General features: G+C 40.1%; 10 protein-coding genes. All 10 read left to right on the forward strand.

Annotated features, from left to right (window positions below; genetic code table 11):
• Positions 1 to 24: 24 nt before the first annotated feature.
• Positions 25 to 3,417 (forward strand): TonB-dependent receptor, encoded by a 3,393-nt coding sequence (locus JL001_RS10225; RefSeq protein WP_200975984.1) that lies wholly within the window; start codon positions 25 to 27, stop codon positions 3,415 to 3,417.
• A 13-nt stretch (positions 3,418 to 3,430) separates the two neighbouring features.
• Positions 3,431 to 5,263: a RagB/SusD family nutrient uptake outer membrane protein gene (locus tag JL001_RS10230; protein ID WP_200975985.1), complete on the forward strand. Its 1,833-nt coding sequence runs from the start codon at positions 3,431 to 3,433 to the stop codon at positions 5,261 to 5,263.
• Positions 5,264 to 5,305: 42 nt separating this feature from the next.
• On the forward strand, positions 5,306 to 6,268 hold the full coding sequence (locus JL001_RS10235) for a discoidin domain-containing protein (RefSeq protein ID WP_200975986.1): 963 nt from the start codon (positions 5,306 to 5,308) through the stop codon (positions 6,266 to 6,268).
• A 447-nt stretch (positions 6,269 to 6,715) separates the two neighbouring features.
• Complete coding sequence (locus JL001_RS10240) at positions 6,716 to 7,285, forward strand: RNA polymerase sigma factor (protein ID WP_200975987.1); 570 nt, start codon at positions 6,716 to 6,718, stop codon at positions 7,283 to 7,285.
• Between the two features lie 458 nt (positions 7,286 to 7,743).
• Positions 7,744 to 8,706, forward strand: coding sequence for a FecR family protein (locus JL001_RS10245; protein WP_200975988.1), 963 nt, complete (start codon positions 7,744 to 7,746; stop codon positions 8,704 to 8,706).
• 82 nt (positions 8,707 to 8,788) lie between these two features.
• Positions 8,789 to 12,193 carry a TonB-dependent receptor gene (locus tag JL001_RS10250; RefSeq protein WP_200975989.1) on the forward strand — a complete coding sequence of 1,135 codons (3,405 nt, stop codon included), beginning with the start codon at positions 8,789 to 8,791 and terminating at the stop codon, positions 12,191 to 12,193.
• Positions 12,194 to 12,213: 20 nt separating this feature from the next.
• Entirely contained in the window at positions 12,214 to 14,034 is a 1,821-nt protein-coding gene (locus tag JL001_RS10255) for a RagB/SusD family nutrient uptake outer membrane protein (RefSeq protein ID WP_200975990.1), read from the forward strand.
• A gap of 12 nt (positions 14,035 to 14,046) precedes the next feature.
• On the forward strand, positions 14,047 to 15,120 hold the full coding sequence (locus JL001_RS10260; RefSeq protein WP_200975991.1) for a discoidin domain-containing protein: 1,074 nt from the start codon (positions 14,047 to 14,049) through the stop codon (positions 15,118 to 15,120).
• Between the two features lie 64 nt (positions 15,121 to 15,184).
• A complete protein-coding gene (locus tag JL001_RS10265; RefSeq protein ID WP_200975992.1) occupies positions 15,185 to 17,014 on the forward strand; it encodes a DUF3472 domain-containing protein in 1,830 nt (609 codons plus the stop codon).
• A gap of 29 nt (positions 17,015 to 17,043) precedes the next feature.
• Positions 17,044 to 18,669 carry a discoidin domain-containing protein gene (locus tag JL001_RS10270; RefSeq protein ID WP_200975993.1) on the forward strand — a complete coding sequence of 542 codons (1,626 nt, stop codon included), beginning with the start codon at positions 17,044 to 17,046 and terminating at the stop codon, positions 18,667 to 18,669.
• The last annotated feature ends 55 nt before the right edge of the window (positions 18,670 to 18,724 follow it).

Here is an 18,724-nt window from a genome sequence, read left to right on the forward strand (position 1 = left end):
TAATTATTAAAACCTAGTAAAAATATGAAAAAACTATTACTTAAACTCGGTAGTACCCCTGCTATTATACTTGTGGTGCTACTGTGTATAGGGAAGATAGGCGAGTTGTATGGCCGGGGAGTAGGTGAGCTCAAACAAAAGAATGGAAAAGAAGAGGCAATTCTACTGAATGTAGCATTCAAAAACCATAGTTTGGAAGCTGCTTTTGGATTAATTGAAAAATCGGCTCCTATTAAATTTTCTTATGACAGTGAAGATTTGGATCCAGCGATTAGACTTACCAAGACATTCAAAAATGTGCAGTTGAATGATGTATTGGGCTATATCGCAAATCAATCCTTATTAGATTTTAAAAGAATTAATAATACAGTTAATGTTGTCAAGTCCAAACGGACAAATCCTGAAGTTAAAAAAGAGAAGGTAGAAGAAAGGACTATTACTGGTATAGTCAAAGACAGTGAGGGAGTGACGATTCCGGGAGCTAATGTGACAGAAGTAGGTACGACGAATGGCGTTGCGACCAATGTGGATGGAGAGTTTTCATTAAAGTTGATTACAGCTAGCCCAAAGATTTTAGTGTCATTTGTTGGCTTTGAGCCTATAGAGGTGGAAATAGGGGCGTCTAGCCGATATGAGGTTGTACTTCATGAAGATACTGAAGCTTTGGAAGAAGTCGTGGTGGTGGGCTTTGGAGAGCAGAAGAAAGTAAGTTTGGTAGGATCCCAATCAACTATAAAAGCCCGGGAACTTAAGTTGCCAAACAGAAGCTTGACCAATTCCCTAGGTGGTAGATTAGCAGGTGTTGTTTCAGTACAGAGAAGTGGGGAGCCTGGATATGATGGTGCGGATATATTTATTCGAGGCATTGCTACATTTGGATCAAGTCCGCGTAGTCCTTTGCTAATAGTGGACGGTGTACCGGATAGAGGGATCAATAATATTAACCCGGAAGACATAGAGAGTTTTACAGTTTTGAAGGATGCTTCTGCTACCGCAGTATACGGTGCAAGAGGAGCCAATGGGGTGATCATTATCAATACAAAATCCGGTCAAGCGGGAAAACCTCAAATCAATGTGGAAATCAATCATGCTGTCACACAATTTACTCAGCTGCCAGAATTTGTAGAAGCAGCAGATTTCATGCGACTTTATAACGAAGGATTAGAAGTTAGGGGTAGAAACCCACAGTATTCTGAAGAACAAATCCTTAAGCATATTTCAGGAGAAGATCCTGATTTGTATCCTGATGTGAATTGGTATGATGAGCTTTTTAATAAATATGGGTACAACAGAAGTGCCAATGTGAATGTTAGGGGAGGGTCGGATTTCGCCAACTACTATGTGTCTGCAGGATACTTCTCTGAAACGGGCATGTTGAAGAACGATGAGGTGCAGTCTTATAATTCCCAGTTAAAAGTCGATCGATTCAATTTCCTGACAAATGTGGATGTAAAGGTGACCAAGACCACTAAACTGGAATTGGGGATTAGCGGTTTTATCATCAATGGGAATTATCCTGGTGTGGGAACCGGAGATCTATTTGATCAGGCCACCCAAACACCACCCCATGTTATTCCTCCAAGGTATTCTAATGGGCTGTGGCCGCAAGGATCCGGAGGCGGAAATATCCCTAATCCCTACAAAAACTTGACGCAGTCCGGCTATGCTACCGAATTCAGAAATACTATCCGGTCAAATATTCGCCTCAGGCAGGAACTTGATGTTATAACAGAAGGGCTCAGTGCAAACACCATGTTTTCTTTTGATGCCTATGGTTGGAATAACCTGAACAGAACAAGAAGTGTACAGACCTATTTTGCTACAGGAAGAGATGAAAATGGTGAACTGATAACTCAAGTAGTTAATGCTGGGTCAGACGTACTTGGATTTGAAAATTCCCGTGGGGGAAACAGAAAATTTTATACGCAAACGGACATCAATTATAACCGTTCATTTGGCAAACACGATGTTTCAGGCCTATTGTTGTATTATCAGTCCGATTATGTTAATGGTGACGCAGGTGACTTAATAGCCTCAATCCCTTTTAGGCATAGAGGGATTTCAGGAAGAGGAACCTATGGTTATGATGATAGGTATTTTACAGAAGTCAATTTTGGGTATTCAGGTTCAGAAAACTTCTCTCCGAAGAAAAGATTTGGTTTTTTTCCTTCCTTTGGTATAGGGTGGATGGTATCTAATGAAGAGTTTTTTCAGCCCATTAAAAATGTAATCAGTCATTTGAAATTCCGGTATACCTATGGGCTGACCGGAAATAGTGATACAGGCTCAAGGTTCCTTTTCCAAACAAGAATTGATGATGCTGATGGCTATACTTTTGGTGTTCCGGGTAATACCAGAAGTTGGGATGGCCTTCAAGAAGGCCAAGTAGGGTCAGACGTAACTTGGGAAACAGGTAAGCGCCATAATCTAGGGATAGAAATCAATTCATTGGATGACGACCTTTCCTTGATCGTGGAGCTTTTTAAAGAACGTCGTACAGGGATTTTGTTGATACAAAATGATATTCCGGGAGCCTCAGGATTCACATCCAATATCCCCTATGGCAATATAGGGATTACAGAAAATAGAGGAATTGATGTCACACTCAATTATAATAAATATTTCCCGACAAGCTCTCTTTTTGACTTCGTATCGTTTAGGGGAACATTTAATTACAACCAAAATAAAAATGTATATGATGGACTTCCTCCTTGGCAACATCCTTGGGAAAATAGAGTGGGGCATCGCATAGACCAGCGATTTGGCTATGTAGCCTTGGGCTTATTTGAAGATGAGGAAGATATCCTGAATTCTCCTGAGCAGGCTGGAGATATCCGTCCCGGGGATATTAAATACCAGGATTTAAATGGTGATGGTATGATCAATAGTTATGACCAGAAAGCCATTGGTTATGGATCGATTCCTCAGATTTTGTATGGGCTTAATTTGGGAGTAGGGATCAAACGCTTTGAATTTGTGGTGTTTTTCCAAGGAGCTGGAAAATCTGATTTTATGTATTCAGGAGGAACAGGTACCACTCCTTTTTCAGAAGGCCCAACAAGGGGAAATCTATATAATAAAGTGCTGGATCGGTGGACTCCGGAAAATCCGAACCCTAATGCCTTTTACCCCAGGTTGTCCACCAGGCAGGATGTGACTACAAACTATTATGGAAGTACTTGGTGGCTGTACCGGTCAGATTATATCAGGCTGAAAAATGCTGAGGTAGCTTATAATTTCAGCATGGATGCCTTGGGGAAATTTGGCATGAAAAACCTTAGGGTGTATGTGAATGGGACTAATCTCTTGACCTTCTCTCCCTGGAAAATATGGGATCCTGAATTGGGTGATGGCAGAGGAACAGCATACCCCAATACGACCGCCATTAACCTTGGTGTACGAGCTAGCTTTCAATAAAACCTAGAGGAAAATGATGAACTTTAAAGAAAAAAAATATAGATTAATTGCTTTGGCCTTAATAGGGCAGCTACTTTTCTCTTCAAGTTGTAATGAGGACTTTTTGAACACTGTTCCAGATAATATCACTACACTAGAAGACGTGTTTACCAACAAAAACATGACTGAGGAATGGCTGGCAAGGATATATAATCCAATTCCCCAAATGTGGGATCAGCCTTACGGTACGCCATGGAGTGGGCAGTCTGATGAAGTAAACTATGCTTGGTCACAACCAGCTATCAATTCCGGGGCGCTTACACCAGTAAATACTAGCCCCAATCATTGGGATTGGTATTATCAAACCATTAGGTCAGCAGGTATTTTTCTCGAAAATATTGATATGAACCAGGAAATATTGGAGCAACCAGGGGGACAGCAGTTGATTGCGCAATACAAAGGAGAAGCCAGGTTTTTGAGAGCATATTTCTATTGGTTGATGATGAAGCAGTATGGACCAATAGTGATTATGGGTGAAAGTACATTGTCGCCAGACGCCGATTATCAAATCCCTAGAAGTACTTGGGATGAATGTGTAAGTTATGTGCTCTCTGAAATGGATAAGGCCCATGAGCTGGTTCCTGAAAAGCACTTAAACCCTAACAATCCCAATCAAGAGGATTTGCAGCAAACAGGTAGAATGACCAAACCAATCATCAAAGCAGTACAATCACAAATTTTGCTGTATCATGCCAGTCCTTTGTTTAATGGAAATACAAGCTTGGCCAACTTCAAAAACCAAGATGGGACAGTTCTATTTAACCAGACTTATGAAGAGGCAAGATGGAAAAATGCAGCAGATGCAGCAAAAGAAGTGATCGATATGGGATTATGGGGGCTTTATGAAGTAGATCATGAAGATCCTTTTGTGAAAGGATACCTTTCCTGCAAAGAATTGATGTACAATGGTTGGGATACCGAGGGTATTTGGTTGAGACCGGACAATAATGTTAATGGTTCTTGGGAAAGACATTGTTCTCCAAGAAATGCCAATGGCCAAGCCTGGAATGGAATTGCCGTTACCCAAGAGATGGTGGATGATTTTAGAATGGCTAATGGTAAAAGTATAGATAACCCGACAAGTGGATATACTGAAACAGGGTTTACTTCAGAGGCGAGTGAATATTATGCGTCGGGTACTTATAATATGTATGTTGGAAGGGAACCTAGGTTTTATGTTAATGTAACATTTAATGGGGCGACAGTGCCAGTGGTGTCAGTACCAGGATCTGATTATGTGGAATTCTATTTAAGTGGCAATAGTGGTAAGCAAGGGGCTCCAAGAGACTGGCCAATTACAGGGTATACCGCAAGGAAGAACATCCACCCTAACACGGACTTCAGGAGTGGAACAAGTTTTACCAGACCTGCCATGATGATCCGTCTGGGAGAGATCTACCTGAACTATATTGAGGCACTCAATGAATATTCTCCAGGCCACCCTGATATATTGATTTATCTCAACAAAATCAGGAACCGAGGGGGACTGGAAGATTATGAAGGAGATACTGATCAGGTTACTATGCGAAAAGAAATCCGCTTGGAAAGACAGATAGAATTGATGTATGAGGGACATCGCTACTGGGATGTCAGAAGATGGAAAATCCCTGAAAATGAAGAAGATCATCAAGGTGGTGCTTTCCATGGGATGAATATAGAGGAAGGGAGTTATTTGTCAGATCCAGCTTTTCATCAAAGAGTGGTTGCGTTTACGCGAGCTGACTGGAGAGATAAATTCTATTTTTATCCAATTCCTCAGCGGGAAATAGATCGAAATAAGGTCTTGGTGCAATTTCCCGGTTACTAATTGAGTGGCTGTTTTATCCCACAATTAAACTTGTAGAATAATATGAAAAGACATAATATATTGTATTGGACGCTTGCAGCTATCCTTAGTATGGCTGCATTGTCCTCTTGCGAAAATGACGAGGCTGAAATCAGCCCTTATGCGCAAATTTATATGCCTCAGGCCATTGATAAGCCTTATCAACATACTTTGGTGCTGAAAGATAGTGCACAGGCTTTGGTTTTTGGAGCTGCTTATGGCTCTCCTGATATTCTGAATACAACTATGGGGGTTCAGTTTGCGGTAGCTCCTGAAATGGTAGATACCTATAATCAGGAAAATGGGACCAATTATGATATGGCTCCAGAAGGGAGCTATGAGTTGTCAGGTAATCAGGTGTCGATAGATGGAGAACAAATGCGATCAGAAGCCTTGAAGGTATGGGTTACTCCAACTAATGGCTTTGATTTTGAGACCAAATACTTACTGCCTGTGACAATTAAGTCTGTGCAAAGTGAATTGCCTATAAATGAGTCCTTGCGGACTACTTATTTCTTGATAGATGCAGAGCCTCCTGTTTATGAAGCGTTTAGTAGAGCCTCTTGGACTGTTTTATCCGTGTCCTCTGAAGAGGTGTCAGGAGAAGGTGAAAACAATGGGCATGCAAAGCATACCTTGGATGATAATATTGATACATTTTGGCATACGCAGTGGCAAGGGGCATTACCTGGCTTGCCGCACGACATAGCAGTTGATATGGGAGAAAGTAAGTTGGTAAATGGGTTTTCATTTATCCAAAGGCAAAATAGAGGAACCGGAAATGTGAATGCAATATTTGTGGAACTAAGTGAAGATGGAACAAACTGGGAACAAGTAGAGATTTTTCCAGGAAATCTTCCAGACGATAATAACAATAACCCAGTGTTCTTAAAGAGTCCCCAAAACGCCAGGTATTTTAGGGTGACGATCACGAGCACTCATGGTAATACACAATTTACGCACCTAGCTGAGATATACGGATTCTAATAGGAATTTCAGATCGGTAAATAGAAGTTAAATCAGCTCCAATTTTTTTGGAGCTGATTTTGTTTTTTATGGAGGAGGTAGAATATAAATACTTTATTAGACTTTGAAGAGGCAAATAAAGTATTTGGTTGTTTTAAAAAGTAGTTAGTCAGAGTATTGTGATTGGTTTGGCGCTGTGAAGCTTTTTGTTAAAAAGGTATTCAGTGAAATAGTATCATCCTAATCCAATATGAAGGATATAAATCTAAAGTCAGATGAATTTGAAATAAAGGTTTACAAACCTCATAATGGAGCGGTAAAGATTTTAAATTTCCCTAAAGTATTGATATGAAGTTTTTTGTATGGTAAAGGAAATAAAATGAAAAAAATTAATAATGTTATGATTATTAATTTTTTATGTTAATATTGTGAGTGCTTCAAAAAGCAAAAACCCGTCCCACCCATTATATGATAGAAAGAAGCCTCGATATTGAACTTATTAATCGAATGCGACATGATGATACTGCCGCTTTTAGAGAAGTTTTTGAAAAGTATTGGGAACAATTGTATGCTGCTACTTTTAAAAGGCTGGCGTCTCAGCCACTATCAGAGGATATTGTCCAAGAGGTTTTTGCAGATATATGGAAAAGAAGAAAAACGCTCAGGATAAAGACCAACTTTCAGAGTTACTTACATACTGCAGTCAAGTATCACGTTTATAAAGCCATAGAGCAAAGAAAATGGGATGGTAGTTTGGAAAGAATCCATCAGTCGCATCTTGGATCAAAATCCAATGAGGTTGAATTTGATGAGTTATTTGATCAGCTGGAAGTAGCCTTGGAAAAATTACCGGAGAGACAGCAACTGATTTTTAAGATGAGCAGGTTTGAAGGACTCAAATGTAAAGAAATAGCAGAGAAGCTTCAGTTGTCTCAACAGACCGTTCATAACAACCTCCACAAATCGCTCAGCTCATTACGAGTGGAGTTAAAGGACTATGCTCCTTTGTTTTTTTTAATGCTTGTTGCTGCAAATTGATTTTACCAAGCTGCTAACTTGAATAATCGTAGGCCTATTATAAAGCTTCTATAATTGTTGTGGAAAGATTTTTCCAAATAGGAACACTTTTTAAAGAGCTTCAGACATAATTTCCCTTCTTCATATTTATCCCGTAGGTTTTCAGAGAATAGATAATCTTTTGAACTGTTATTGACTGATTTTGATATTAATTCAGATGAAATTATGGCGAGTATCTATTGGGTAATTCATTTGTTTCGTTAATTAAATGAATTTTAGTAATAATTATATTTTTTGAGTTAAATGTATGTTATTTTTTTTATAAACATAATATTAAAGGGGTTGTGTTGGTTTTTTCGTAATTAACAACTAACTATTGAATGATTTTATGAATTAAGATTGGTGTTTTTTAAATGTTTTTGATAATAAATATTGAATCTTAGAGGTAGTAAAATGGAGTTTTCATCACTTAGAGATATATGAATGATGAAAACCTAAATAAGAAGCGACTCAGACAGTTGGTCAATAAGCTTTTCAAAGCTCAGATAACCGAAGAAGAAAAGCAGTTGCTGGATGACTGGTACCTTTCCAAAGAGAAGGAGGAGCCAGTTGTTTATACAGATCTTTCTAAAGAGGAGTATAAAGAAAAGCTCTATCAAGCTACTTTGGATAAGATCAAAAAAGGAGATACCAAACGAAAAGGGGGCTTGACTTTTTTGACCAAGTTGGCCGCATCTGTCAGTATCATCTGTGTAGCCGCTACTGTATTGTTTTATTTTTTAACAAGAACTGAACATCAAGAATTTTTGACTTATAAAAGTGAGAAAGGAGAGAGGAAGAAAATTGAGCTTCAGGATGGGTCACAAGTTTATCTTAATGGTAATAGTGTGTTGAAAGTGAATAAGGAGTTTGATGAGGCCCGACAAGTCATGCTTGAAGGAGAGGCATTTTTTGAAGTGAAAAGAAACGAATCATTACCATTTCAGATAAAAACTCATCAGTTGACAACAACTGTCTTGGGTACTTCATTCAATATCAATGCAAGGTATGAGGCTAATGAATCCGTAGCGGTAAAGTCAGGTAAAGTTATGGTGGCCTCAAATAGAAAAGAAGATGAAGTCATAATAGAAAAAGGTGAGCAGGCCATTTTTGACGAAAGTAATCTATCTAGTTCTCCAATCGAGAATGAGGACCTTGTATTTGGATGGCAATCCGAAAAACTGGTGTTTTTCAATGAAACCATAAACGGGGTAGCTAAAAGGTTGGAAAACTGGTATGGTGTGGAAGTGGAAGTACTTAGCAAAACTTCAAAAGAATGTTTGATTACCGGGACTTACAATAACCTGACCATTGATCAGCTGTTAGAGATTATCCAATATTCAACCAATATAAATTATACCATCAATGAGAAAAAAGTAATCATTATTAATGAAGGATGTTAATGGCAAAGCTGCTGGCACAGCCTTGCCTTAACTGGAGTAAAGCAATTCGAAAATCACTTAAACTCTTCACAACAATAAAATTATGAAAAAAAATCTACTTATCCTGCTTATGAGGGTAACCACAAGAATGCTATGTCTCGCTGCAATCATTGGACTTTCGATGACCGTCAGCTTAGCGGGGAACCTAAGTGCTCAAAACCTGAAAGACACTTTTGTGAAGGTGGACAGCCGACAGTATACCCTGCAGTCTTTGATCAGGCTGATCGAAGAACAAACTGATTTTAATTTCTCTTATAAAGGGGATTTTGACCTGAGCTATCAGATTAGCCTAAATCAAAAAAGCAATGATTTAAGGTCGATACTAGGAGAAGTGAAAAAACAATCTCCTTACAGCTACAAACAAATCAATAATTCGATAGGCTTAAGCTTAAAACAGCAAGGTGCTACACCATCTATAATACAAGATGAGCGAAAGATTCGTGGTGTAGTGATGGATAAAAGCGGAGTAACTATTCCGGGAGCAAACATCATAGAAGTCGGTACTACAAATGGTACAGCCACGGATATAGATGGAAACTTTGAAATTACCTTGACCACCACCAGTCCTGTTATTAAAGTTTCATTTGTTGGATACCAATCACTTGAGGTAAACATTGGAGCTTCCAGTGTTTATGAAATTGTTTTAGAAGAAGATCAGGAAGCTTTGGATGAAGTGGTCGTGGTAGGTTTTGGCGAGCAGAAGAAAGTATCTGTGGTAGGATCTGTAACGACTATCAAACCTAAAGAGCTAAAAATACCTACCTCGAACCTTTCCCAATCATTTGCGGGAAGACTTTCAGGGGTAGTTGCCGTACAGCGTTCTGGTGAACCAGGTAGAGATGCTGCCCAGTTTTGGATCAGAGGTCTGGCCACTTTTGGAAATACCAATCCTTTGGTGTTTATGGACGGAATAGAGATTTCCATTGGAGATATGAACAGTATTGATCCCATGAATATTGAAAACTTCTCTATCCTTAAAGATGCTTCTGCGACGGCTATCTATGGTGCCAGAGGTGCCAATGGTGTGATTTTGATCGAAACCAAAAGAGGGGAGATTTTAGATAAGCCTCAGGTGAATATCATGATGGAAAACTCATTTATGAGTCCTACCAAATTGCCAGAGTTTGCGGATGCAGTGACTTTTATGGAGATGTACAATACCGCAAGAAGAAATCAAAACCCTTTTCAGCCGGCCAAATACACCGAAGAAAAAATTCAAGGTACAAGGGACGGTTTGGATCCATATGTTTTTCCTAATGTGGACTGGATGGATGAACTGTTCAAAGATTACTCTACCCGCCAGTATGCCAATGTGAATGTTCGTGGTGGAGGTACGATGGCTAAATACTACATGGCAGTATCCTATTATAAAGACCAAGGGATTTTACGTAAAACTGATGTCAATGATTTCAATAATAACATTGACCAGAACCGCTATAATTTTGTCAATAACATCACTGTCAACGTTTCTCCAACAACAGAACTGGAGCTGAACCTCAATGCAGATATCATTGACTACAATGGTCCGGCGGTAGATGCTTCTGGGATTTTTGGAAATGTGATGAATTCAAACCCTGTTCGTTTTCCAGTAACCTATCCAGCTCAAGAAGAAACGGGGTATATCTGGTTTGGAAATAAGACTGGTGGTTTTGTAAACAATGCATTTTATAACCCTTACGCTGATTTGGTAAAAGGGTATAAGGAAAGAAACAATTCAACCTTGCTTTCGACAGTCCGAATCAGACAAAACCTAGATGTGGTGACCAAGGGGCTTTCATTTGCTGGGTTGGCTTCTTTTAAAAATTGGACTTCTTCACAAATCACCAGATCGTACGAACCTTATTTCTATGAAATGACTGGTTATGAGTTTGATGAAGCAACTGGTCAATATACTTATGATTTGGGACTGATCGGACAGGGCGGACGTGAAGCTTTGGCACAGTCGGGTTCAAATAATGGGGACAGATCACTTTTTTTCCAAGCTTCTTTAAACTACAACCGTTCTTTTGAGAAGCATGATGTGGGAGGCCTTTTGGTGTATTTACAAAGGCAATATAATACCAACATTGTAGGAGGTGATTTGACAGCTTCTCTTCCAAGTAGAAACCAAGGGATCTCAGGGAGGGTAACTTATGCTTATGACGAAAGATATTTGCTAGAGGCCAACTTTGGTTATAATGGATCGGAAAACTTTATAGAGGGAAAACGCTTTGGTTTCTTTCCATCTGTAGCTTTTGGGTATGTGCTGAGCAATGAAGCGTTTTTTGCAGGCCTGACCAATACTTTTAGTTTGTTGAAAATAAGAGGTTCCTTTGGTATTTCAGGTAATGATCGTATTGGTGACGAGAGATTCCCATATCTAAGTAATGTAAACTTGAGCGCCGGTGATGGAGCAGGATATACCTTTGGGGAGAACTTTAATAATTCGAGAAATGGGGTGGTTATCAATCGTTATGCTAATCCTGATATCACTTGGGAAGAAGGCAAGAAGCTAAACCTCGGAATGGACTTGGAACTTTTCAGTAAGTTGATGTTGAATGTTGATGTCTTCAAAGAGATCAGAAGCGGGATTTTTATGCAAAGAAATACTGTGCCTGGTACTATCGGGGTGGGTGATGCGAAGCCTTATGCCAATTTGGGTAAGGTTGAAAACAAGGGCATTGACCTTACTTTAGCTTATAATCAGTCTTTCAGCCAAGACCTAATGGTTTCGACAAGAGGTACCTTTACTTTTGCCAGAAACAAAATTCTTGAAATCGACGAACCTAATAGGTTATATCCATACTTGTCAAGAGTAGGGCAACCCATCAACCAATTGTGGGGATTGCAGGCAGAGAGGTTGTTTATTGACCAAGCTGAAATAGATGCCTCCTCCACCCAGACTTTTAGTGGACAGTACTACCCTGGAGATATCAAGTACACTGATGTTTCTAAAGAGTATGATGGTTTTGATCAAATTGATGCCAATGACCGGGTTCCAATGGGGCACCCTTCAGTGCCGGAGATCACTTATGGTTTTGGTGTAAACGTAATCTATAAGAAATTTGACTTTGGAGTGCTTTTCCAAGGTGTGGCCAATACCTCTTTCTTTATCAATAATATTCAGCCTTTTGCTCAAAACGAAAGAAATGTGCTGAAAGCGATAGCTGATGACTATTGGACTGAGGAAAACCAGAATTTCAATGCTTTCTATCCTCGACTTTCAGAATTTGATAATCCAAACAATACCCAAAATTCTTCTTGGTGGTTGCGTGATGGCGCTTTTGTCAGATTGAAAAATGCAGAAATAGGTTACCAATATAATCCGAAAGTTAGGTTCTATTCCAATGGTGTGAATTTAATGACCTTTAGCAAGTTCAAACTATGGGATCCAGAGCAAGGTGGAGGAAATGGTTTGGGATACCCACCACAGCGAGTGATCAATATTGGTGTTCAAATTAACCTTTAAAATTGCAAGAAATGATATCAATGAAAAATAAGATAAATAAAGTTGTTTTGGGTCTTTCCATGGCTGGCGCTTTGACAGTGAGTTCATGTAACTATTTGGATATTGTCCCTGATGATGTAAGTACTGTTGAGGATGCCTTTAAGCGTCCCAATGAAGCGATGAATTTTCTTTACTCGCTCTATGGATTTATGCCTGCTGAGAATGATATGTTCAGTGCGATTGCTTTGTGGGGTACTGATGAGATGGTGACTCCGTGGGACCGCTCTCATTACTATGCCAAAAGGATGATGAGAGGAGAGTTAAATGCAACAGATCCATTTTTTGACTATTGGACTCCTAGTGGTGAAATCGATATGTATGATGGGATCAGACAGTGCTATATTTTCCTTAATAACATTGACGATACCCCAGGTTTTACAGCTTCTGAGATTACCAGAATGAAAGGAGAGGCTACATTTTTGATCGCTTATTACCATTTCAATCTATTGAGACAGTATGGGCCAATTGTTCTTATGGAAAATGAGGTTCCATTTGATGCTCCTGAGGAAGTTTATTTTGCAGCAAGAAAACCATATGATGTTTGTGTGGATTTTATCGCAGGTAAATTTGATGAGGCGGTAGACTTATTGCCAAATAATGTCGCTTCATCCAGTGAAGCTGGAAGGGTGACCAAGGTAATTGCCCAGTCCATAAAAGCTAGAATGCTATTGTATGCGGCCAGTCCTTTGTTCAATGGAAATTCAGAGTTTTACGATGGTTTCACAAACAAAGACGGAACGCCTTTGATGAACACCAGTTATTCGGAAGAGAAATGGTTGCGAGCTGCGGAAGAAATAAAAAAAGCAATAGACCAGGCAGAAGCCATGGGGATCAAGCTGTATGAACATACTGCAGTAGAAGGAGGAACAGACGAGCAAGGTAAGTACAACTACCGTTATTCAATGGTTGAGCCTTGGAATGAGGAATTGATTTGGGGGTACAGCATACCAGAGGGATATTATGGTTGGCAGCGTCACAGCATGCCTAGGGTAGCTGGTGCAGCTTATAATGGTCAAGCTCCTTCTATTTCTATGGTTGAAAAATACTACACCAAAAACGGGCTACCAATAGATGTCGATCCGGAGTTTGATTATGAGGATCGCTATGATATGGCTGATAGTACCATTGCATTGCATCGAAACAGAGAGCCTAGGTTTTATGCTTCCATAGCCTTTGATAGAGGAACTTTTATGGCCAACAGTGATGAAGTGGTGATGTACTTGAGAGAAGGAGAGCAGCATGGTTGGAGCAGTGGACAAAATAATTATTCTCCAACAGGCTATTTGGTTCAAAAAGGAGTTCATCCTGAAACCATTATTACAGCAAGTCAAAACCAAGTGGTCAACTATCCTTGGCCATTGGTGAGGTTGGGTGAACTTTATTTGGACTATGCAGAAGCATTGAATGAATATTATGGGTCAGCTAGACACACCGAGGTAACTAGTTATTTGGATGACATCCGAACCCGTTCGGGTGTACCAACCATTGCTGAATCATGGGCTTTAGTAGGTAAATCCAGTTTTAGCAAAGAAGAAATGCGAGAGATCATCAAGCAAGAAAGAAATATTGAACTCGCATTTGAAGGACACAGGGCTTGGGATGTAAGAAGGTGGAAAGAAGGGGTAGAAGAATTTGATGTTGCTGCACAAGGCTTGAATATTACTGCCAATTCTTCTGAGGAGTTTTATAAGGTAGTCAACACAGAAAATAGGGTGTTCAATTCACCTTCTTATTACCTGTTTCCAATTAGAATTTCCGAGTTGGAGATCAACCAAAGTTTAGTTCAAAATCCGGGATGGTAAAATTAAGCATTTATGAAAAAGAGCATGATTAAATATATATATGGGTTATTGATTTTGGGCTTAGCCACTTCTTGTATGGAAGATGATGAGGTGAAACTGCCAGATGGCCCAAATAATATTCAAGCGGAAGCTGGATATGGAGAAGTGGTTTTTAGCTGGGATTTTCCACAAGACCCAAATGTGGTATTTGTGAAAGTGGCCTATCAAAACTCTGCTGGGGAAAACAAACACCAAAAGTTTAGTCAGTATGCAGAGAATGCAGTGATTGCAGGTTTGGAGGAGCGAGCGTATGATTTTGAAATTAGTCTGGGAGATAAAAGTGGTAATCTATCGAATTCGACGATAGTCTCCGTTACTCCCAACAAGCCGCCTCACCTTTTTGTGGCAGAAACTGTGGAGCTTATACCAGATTTTGGTAGCGTGAAAGTGCTTTGGGAAAATGTTACCGAGAGAGAAGTGGCGGTAAATATAAGTTATACTGATGTTAATGGTCAGCCACAGACAGAGGTGTTTAACTCCAGTGCAGTGGAAGGTATAGGTGAAATTTCGGATGTTGCAGTTGAGGAGCAGAGTTTTGTAGTTTATGTGGCTAATTCCGAAGGTGCACGTTCCGAAGAGGTTTCCATGACATTAGCACCTTATGAAGAGGAGATCTTCGATAAAAGCGACTGGGAAATAGTTGACTTTTCTTCCGAGGAAGCTGTTGGAGAAGGATCCGCAAATGGACAAGCCATTTTTGTGTTAGATGGCGATGTAAGTACTTTCTGGCATTCCCAATGGTATGGTGCTTCTCCCGCATTTCCCCATCATTTCACCATCGATATGAAAGAGGTGAAAGTGGTGAGTAGAGTAGAATTGTTTAGAAGACAAAACAATGGAACGGGAATGACTAAGTTCAGGATCGAAGGAAGTTTGGATAATGAAAGTTGGGAAGTATTGGGAGAGTTTGATTTCGATAATCAGACCAATGATGGTCAAAGGTATCGTTTACCATCGAATCCGGAAATTCGCTATATCAAAATGGTGGCTACCGAAGGTCCTAATAATTATACACATTTAGGCGAATTCAATGTTTTTGGACAGTAAATAATTTGTTTTACCAACCTGTAGGGCCAACTTTCATTGGCCCTACTTTTTTAACTAAATTTTCATGAAACGATTCAATTATACAGTTATTCCAATATTTGTTTTAATTTTTTGTACTTCCTGTGCAGCAGAGGATGTCAGTCCTATTATTGATGAGCCGGACTCCACTGAAACTGAGACGGTATATGCTAATAGGCAATTGATTCCTGCCAATAAGTCGTATATGGAACCTTGGGATGGTCAAAACCCTGCGATGAGTTATAACCCTGATGCAGATCAGGACATAGTAGAGGATTGGATATCCGTTGACCATAATTTGGTAGGGTATTATGAATTGACCCCTGGGAAATACATTACGGGCATATCGTTAAAGATTGCTGATGGGGGAGAGACTGATTTCCAATTGAAAATTACTTCACCAAACGATGAGAGTTTTCAGGAAATTTCCAATGCAGTAGTAAGTGGTTCCGGAAGTTTTCAGGAAACGCTATTTGACACTATCCAAATCAGTCAAAAAGGTTTTTATAGGTTTGAGTTAGACCCTATCTCCAAGACAGGTGTCCAAGTGGCAGAGGTGGATGACTTTATTTTTCTAACTGATAAGGGATCGGCTAGGTATGCCAAATGGTTGTCCTCTCCTTCAGTTCATTTGAGTTTTAAGCCGGGTGATCAAGTTGCTAGGGAGTATGATTGGTTGTATGGAGAAATTAATGTTCCCCAAAATGCTGATCCAATGTACACTTTTTACATGTGCCTGGGATTTTATAGAGGATACTTTGGGATTCAAGTCAATAGTGCCTCAGAAAGAAGGGTGCTTTTTTCTGTTTGGGATAGCTCGGATGTGCCAGATGATCGTGAGGATGTGAACCCTGAGGATTTGGTGACTTTGATTGACAAAGGTGAGGAGGTTTACGCAGGTGGCTTTGGAAATGAAGGAACTGGAGGGCAGTCTTATTGGAAGTATCCCTGGGAAACGGCCGTTCCTGTCAAATTTATCATGAATGTGAGAAGAAACAATGACAACACAGTGTTGTTGTCTGCTTGGTTTAAGGATGTAGAGGCTGAAGGCTGGAAATACATGGCCACGTGGAAAGCCCCTAAAGAGCAGCGGTATTTTGATGGATTCTATTCTTTCTTAGAAAACTTCGGAAACAGAAATGGACAAGAACTCCGTATGGCTGAATATTACAATATGTGGGGAAAGGAAGTAGATGGAAACTGGATCAACTTCAATAAAGCCAGTATGACACATACAGACGGAGTGCCAGAGGGTAGAGATGATTATGCAGGAGGGCTTTTACAAGGATCATCCAGTAAGTTTTATATGAGCTCTGGAGGTTACACTCATGCTGATGAGCAATCTGTCAGCTTTGCAAATATACAAACCAATACACCGGGTGCTGATCTTTCCGTTTTGACAGCTCGAGTAGATGAAGCACTGGACAATCAAGTTGTTCCTTTTGATAAAGATAATTGGTCTGTAATTGATTTTTCTTCAGAAGAGACATCTGGAGAAGGGGCTGATAATGGTCGTGCAGCGGACGCCATTGATGAAAACCCAGCTACTTTTTGGCACAGTCAATGGGCAGGAGGTAACCCAGGGTATCCCCATTATATCACTTTGGATTTAGGAGCTTCAAGGGAAGCAAAAGGACTGGTTATACAAAATAGGTCCAAACAGAATGGAAGGCCTAAAACTATTGAAGTAGAAGTAAGTGCAGATAATTCCACGTGGACTTCTTTGGAAACCCTTAGTATCCCATTGGATGGAGGTGCTGTTAATTTTAACGCTCCCGCTACCTTCCAATACATCAAGTTGACAATTACAGAAGGTCATCATGATGGAACAGAAAGTGAATTCTTTGTGCACGTTGCTGAAATAGGACTTTACTAAACCAATTTTTAATACCAAAACTAACCACAATGAAAAAAAGTCAAATTTTGTGTTTTCTATTGTTTGCGGGACTCTACGGTTGTTCTATGGAGAATGTTGAGCCAGATCCTCCCGTGGTGGATGATGAAGAGGAGGAAGAAGAAGTAGTGGATCTGGGCAATTATGACTCAGATTATAACTACAATTTGAACGTTGTATATTTCGTTCCTGCGGACATCGAGCCATTAGAAAACTATCACGAGCGGTTATCGGGGATCATGCTGTTCATGCAGGATTGGTTCCAGGATGAAATGACCGAATTAGGCTTTCCCGGCAAAACCTTTGGACTACTAAAGAGTGAAGTGGACCCTGACTATGTAAAAGTGATTGTTGTTCGAGGACAAGGGGGACAAGAGGATTATCCGTATGAGGGAGGAGGAAATGCAGCAGGAAATGAGATCAGATCGTACTTTAATGCACATCCTGACGAGGAGGCAGGAGCACACACTTTGGTGTTTATGCCTAGTCGTACCGGTGAAAATGGTTGGGATGCTGGAGGTGTACCTTTTTATGGACTCGGAAAGTGGTGCTACGCGCTGGATTACTTAAACTATGATATGCGATATTGGCAGGATGGTAGCAGGCAGGGTGATGAGCTATGGATTGGGGGAACCATTCATGAGTTGGGGCATGGGTTGAATTTACCCCACAACAAGCATAAAGCAACAGATGGTTGGACTTCCATGATGTCTTGGGGAAACCATGAGTTCAATGATACCCCTGATCAGGTAAAGTTGACTTTTGCGGACGCTTTGATCCTTAATAACAATCAAATCATGAACAAAGATGCGGGCAGTGATCACTACCAGGGTGATTTAGGCTTTAACCTGAAATCAATGCGGATTTACGCGGATGGGGAAAATTTATACCTGAAGAGTCGTTTTGAATCTGAGATAGATATTAACGGTGTGATCGTTTATAATGACCCAAAAACGAGTGAGGGAGATGGGAATTACAATGCCATCACTTGGGCTACCAAAAACATCATTGATGGAGATAGTATTTCCCTCACAATGCCCTTGGCTGGAATTGACCAAGATTTTAAACAATATCCGTTTGAGATGAGGGTAAGGTTCTGCCATGTAAATGGCAATTTTACAGAGCTTAAATATGCTTATGCCTATGAAGGAGGTAAACCCAATATCGATGAGAAACTCAAGGAAGTAAATGAAATTTCCAAGGAGAATTGGGAAGTAGTTGGTGTATCCTCTGAAGAGTTGGTAGGTGGTGGTACCAACAAGGGTGCTGCCTCTAATATGTTAGATGGGAAGGATGATACATTTTGGCATTCCCAGTGGTATCAAGCTAGTCCTCCTTTTCCTCACCATTTTATTTTAGACCTGGAAAAGGCCGAGGTTGTTCAAGGAATGGTGTTTGGCCAGCGATTGGATAAGTATAATGGTAGGGTAAAAACCGTCAATGTGGAAATCAGCAATGACGCCAATAGCTGGATTGACTTGGGTCAGTTTTCAGTTGGTGATACAACTAAGGAAATGGTTGAGTTTACTTCGTCCCAATCTTTCCGATATATTAAGGTCACGGTTACGGAAGGTCATGATAATGGAAGTGGTGAAAATGTATACTTCACCCACTTGGCTGAGTTTGGTCTTTACTAACTGTTATTTTAATTATTAGCGGGTAGGCTGCTTCGAAATTTCGAGGCAGCCTATT

Source organism: Echinicola sp. 20G (assembly GCF_015533855.1).
Classification (GTDB): domain Bacteria; phylum Bacteroidota; class Bacteroidia; order Cytophagales; family Cyclobacteriaceae; genus Echinicola.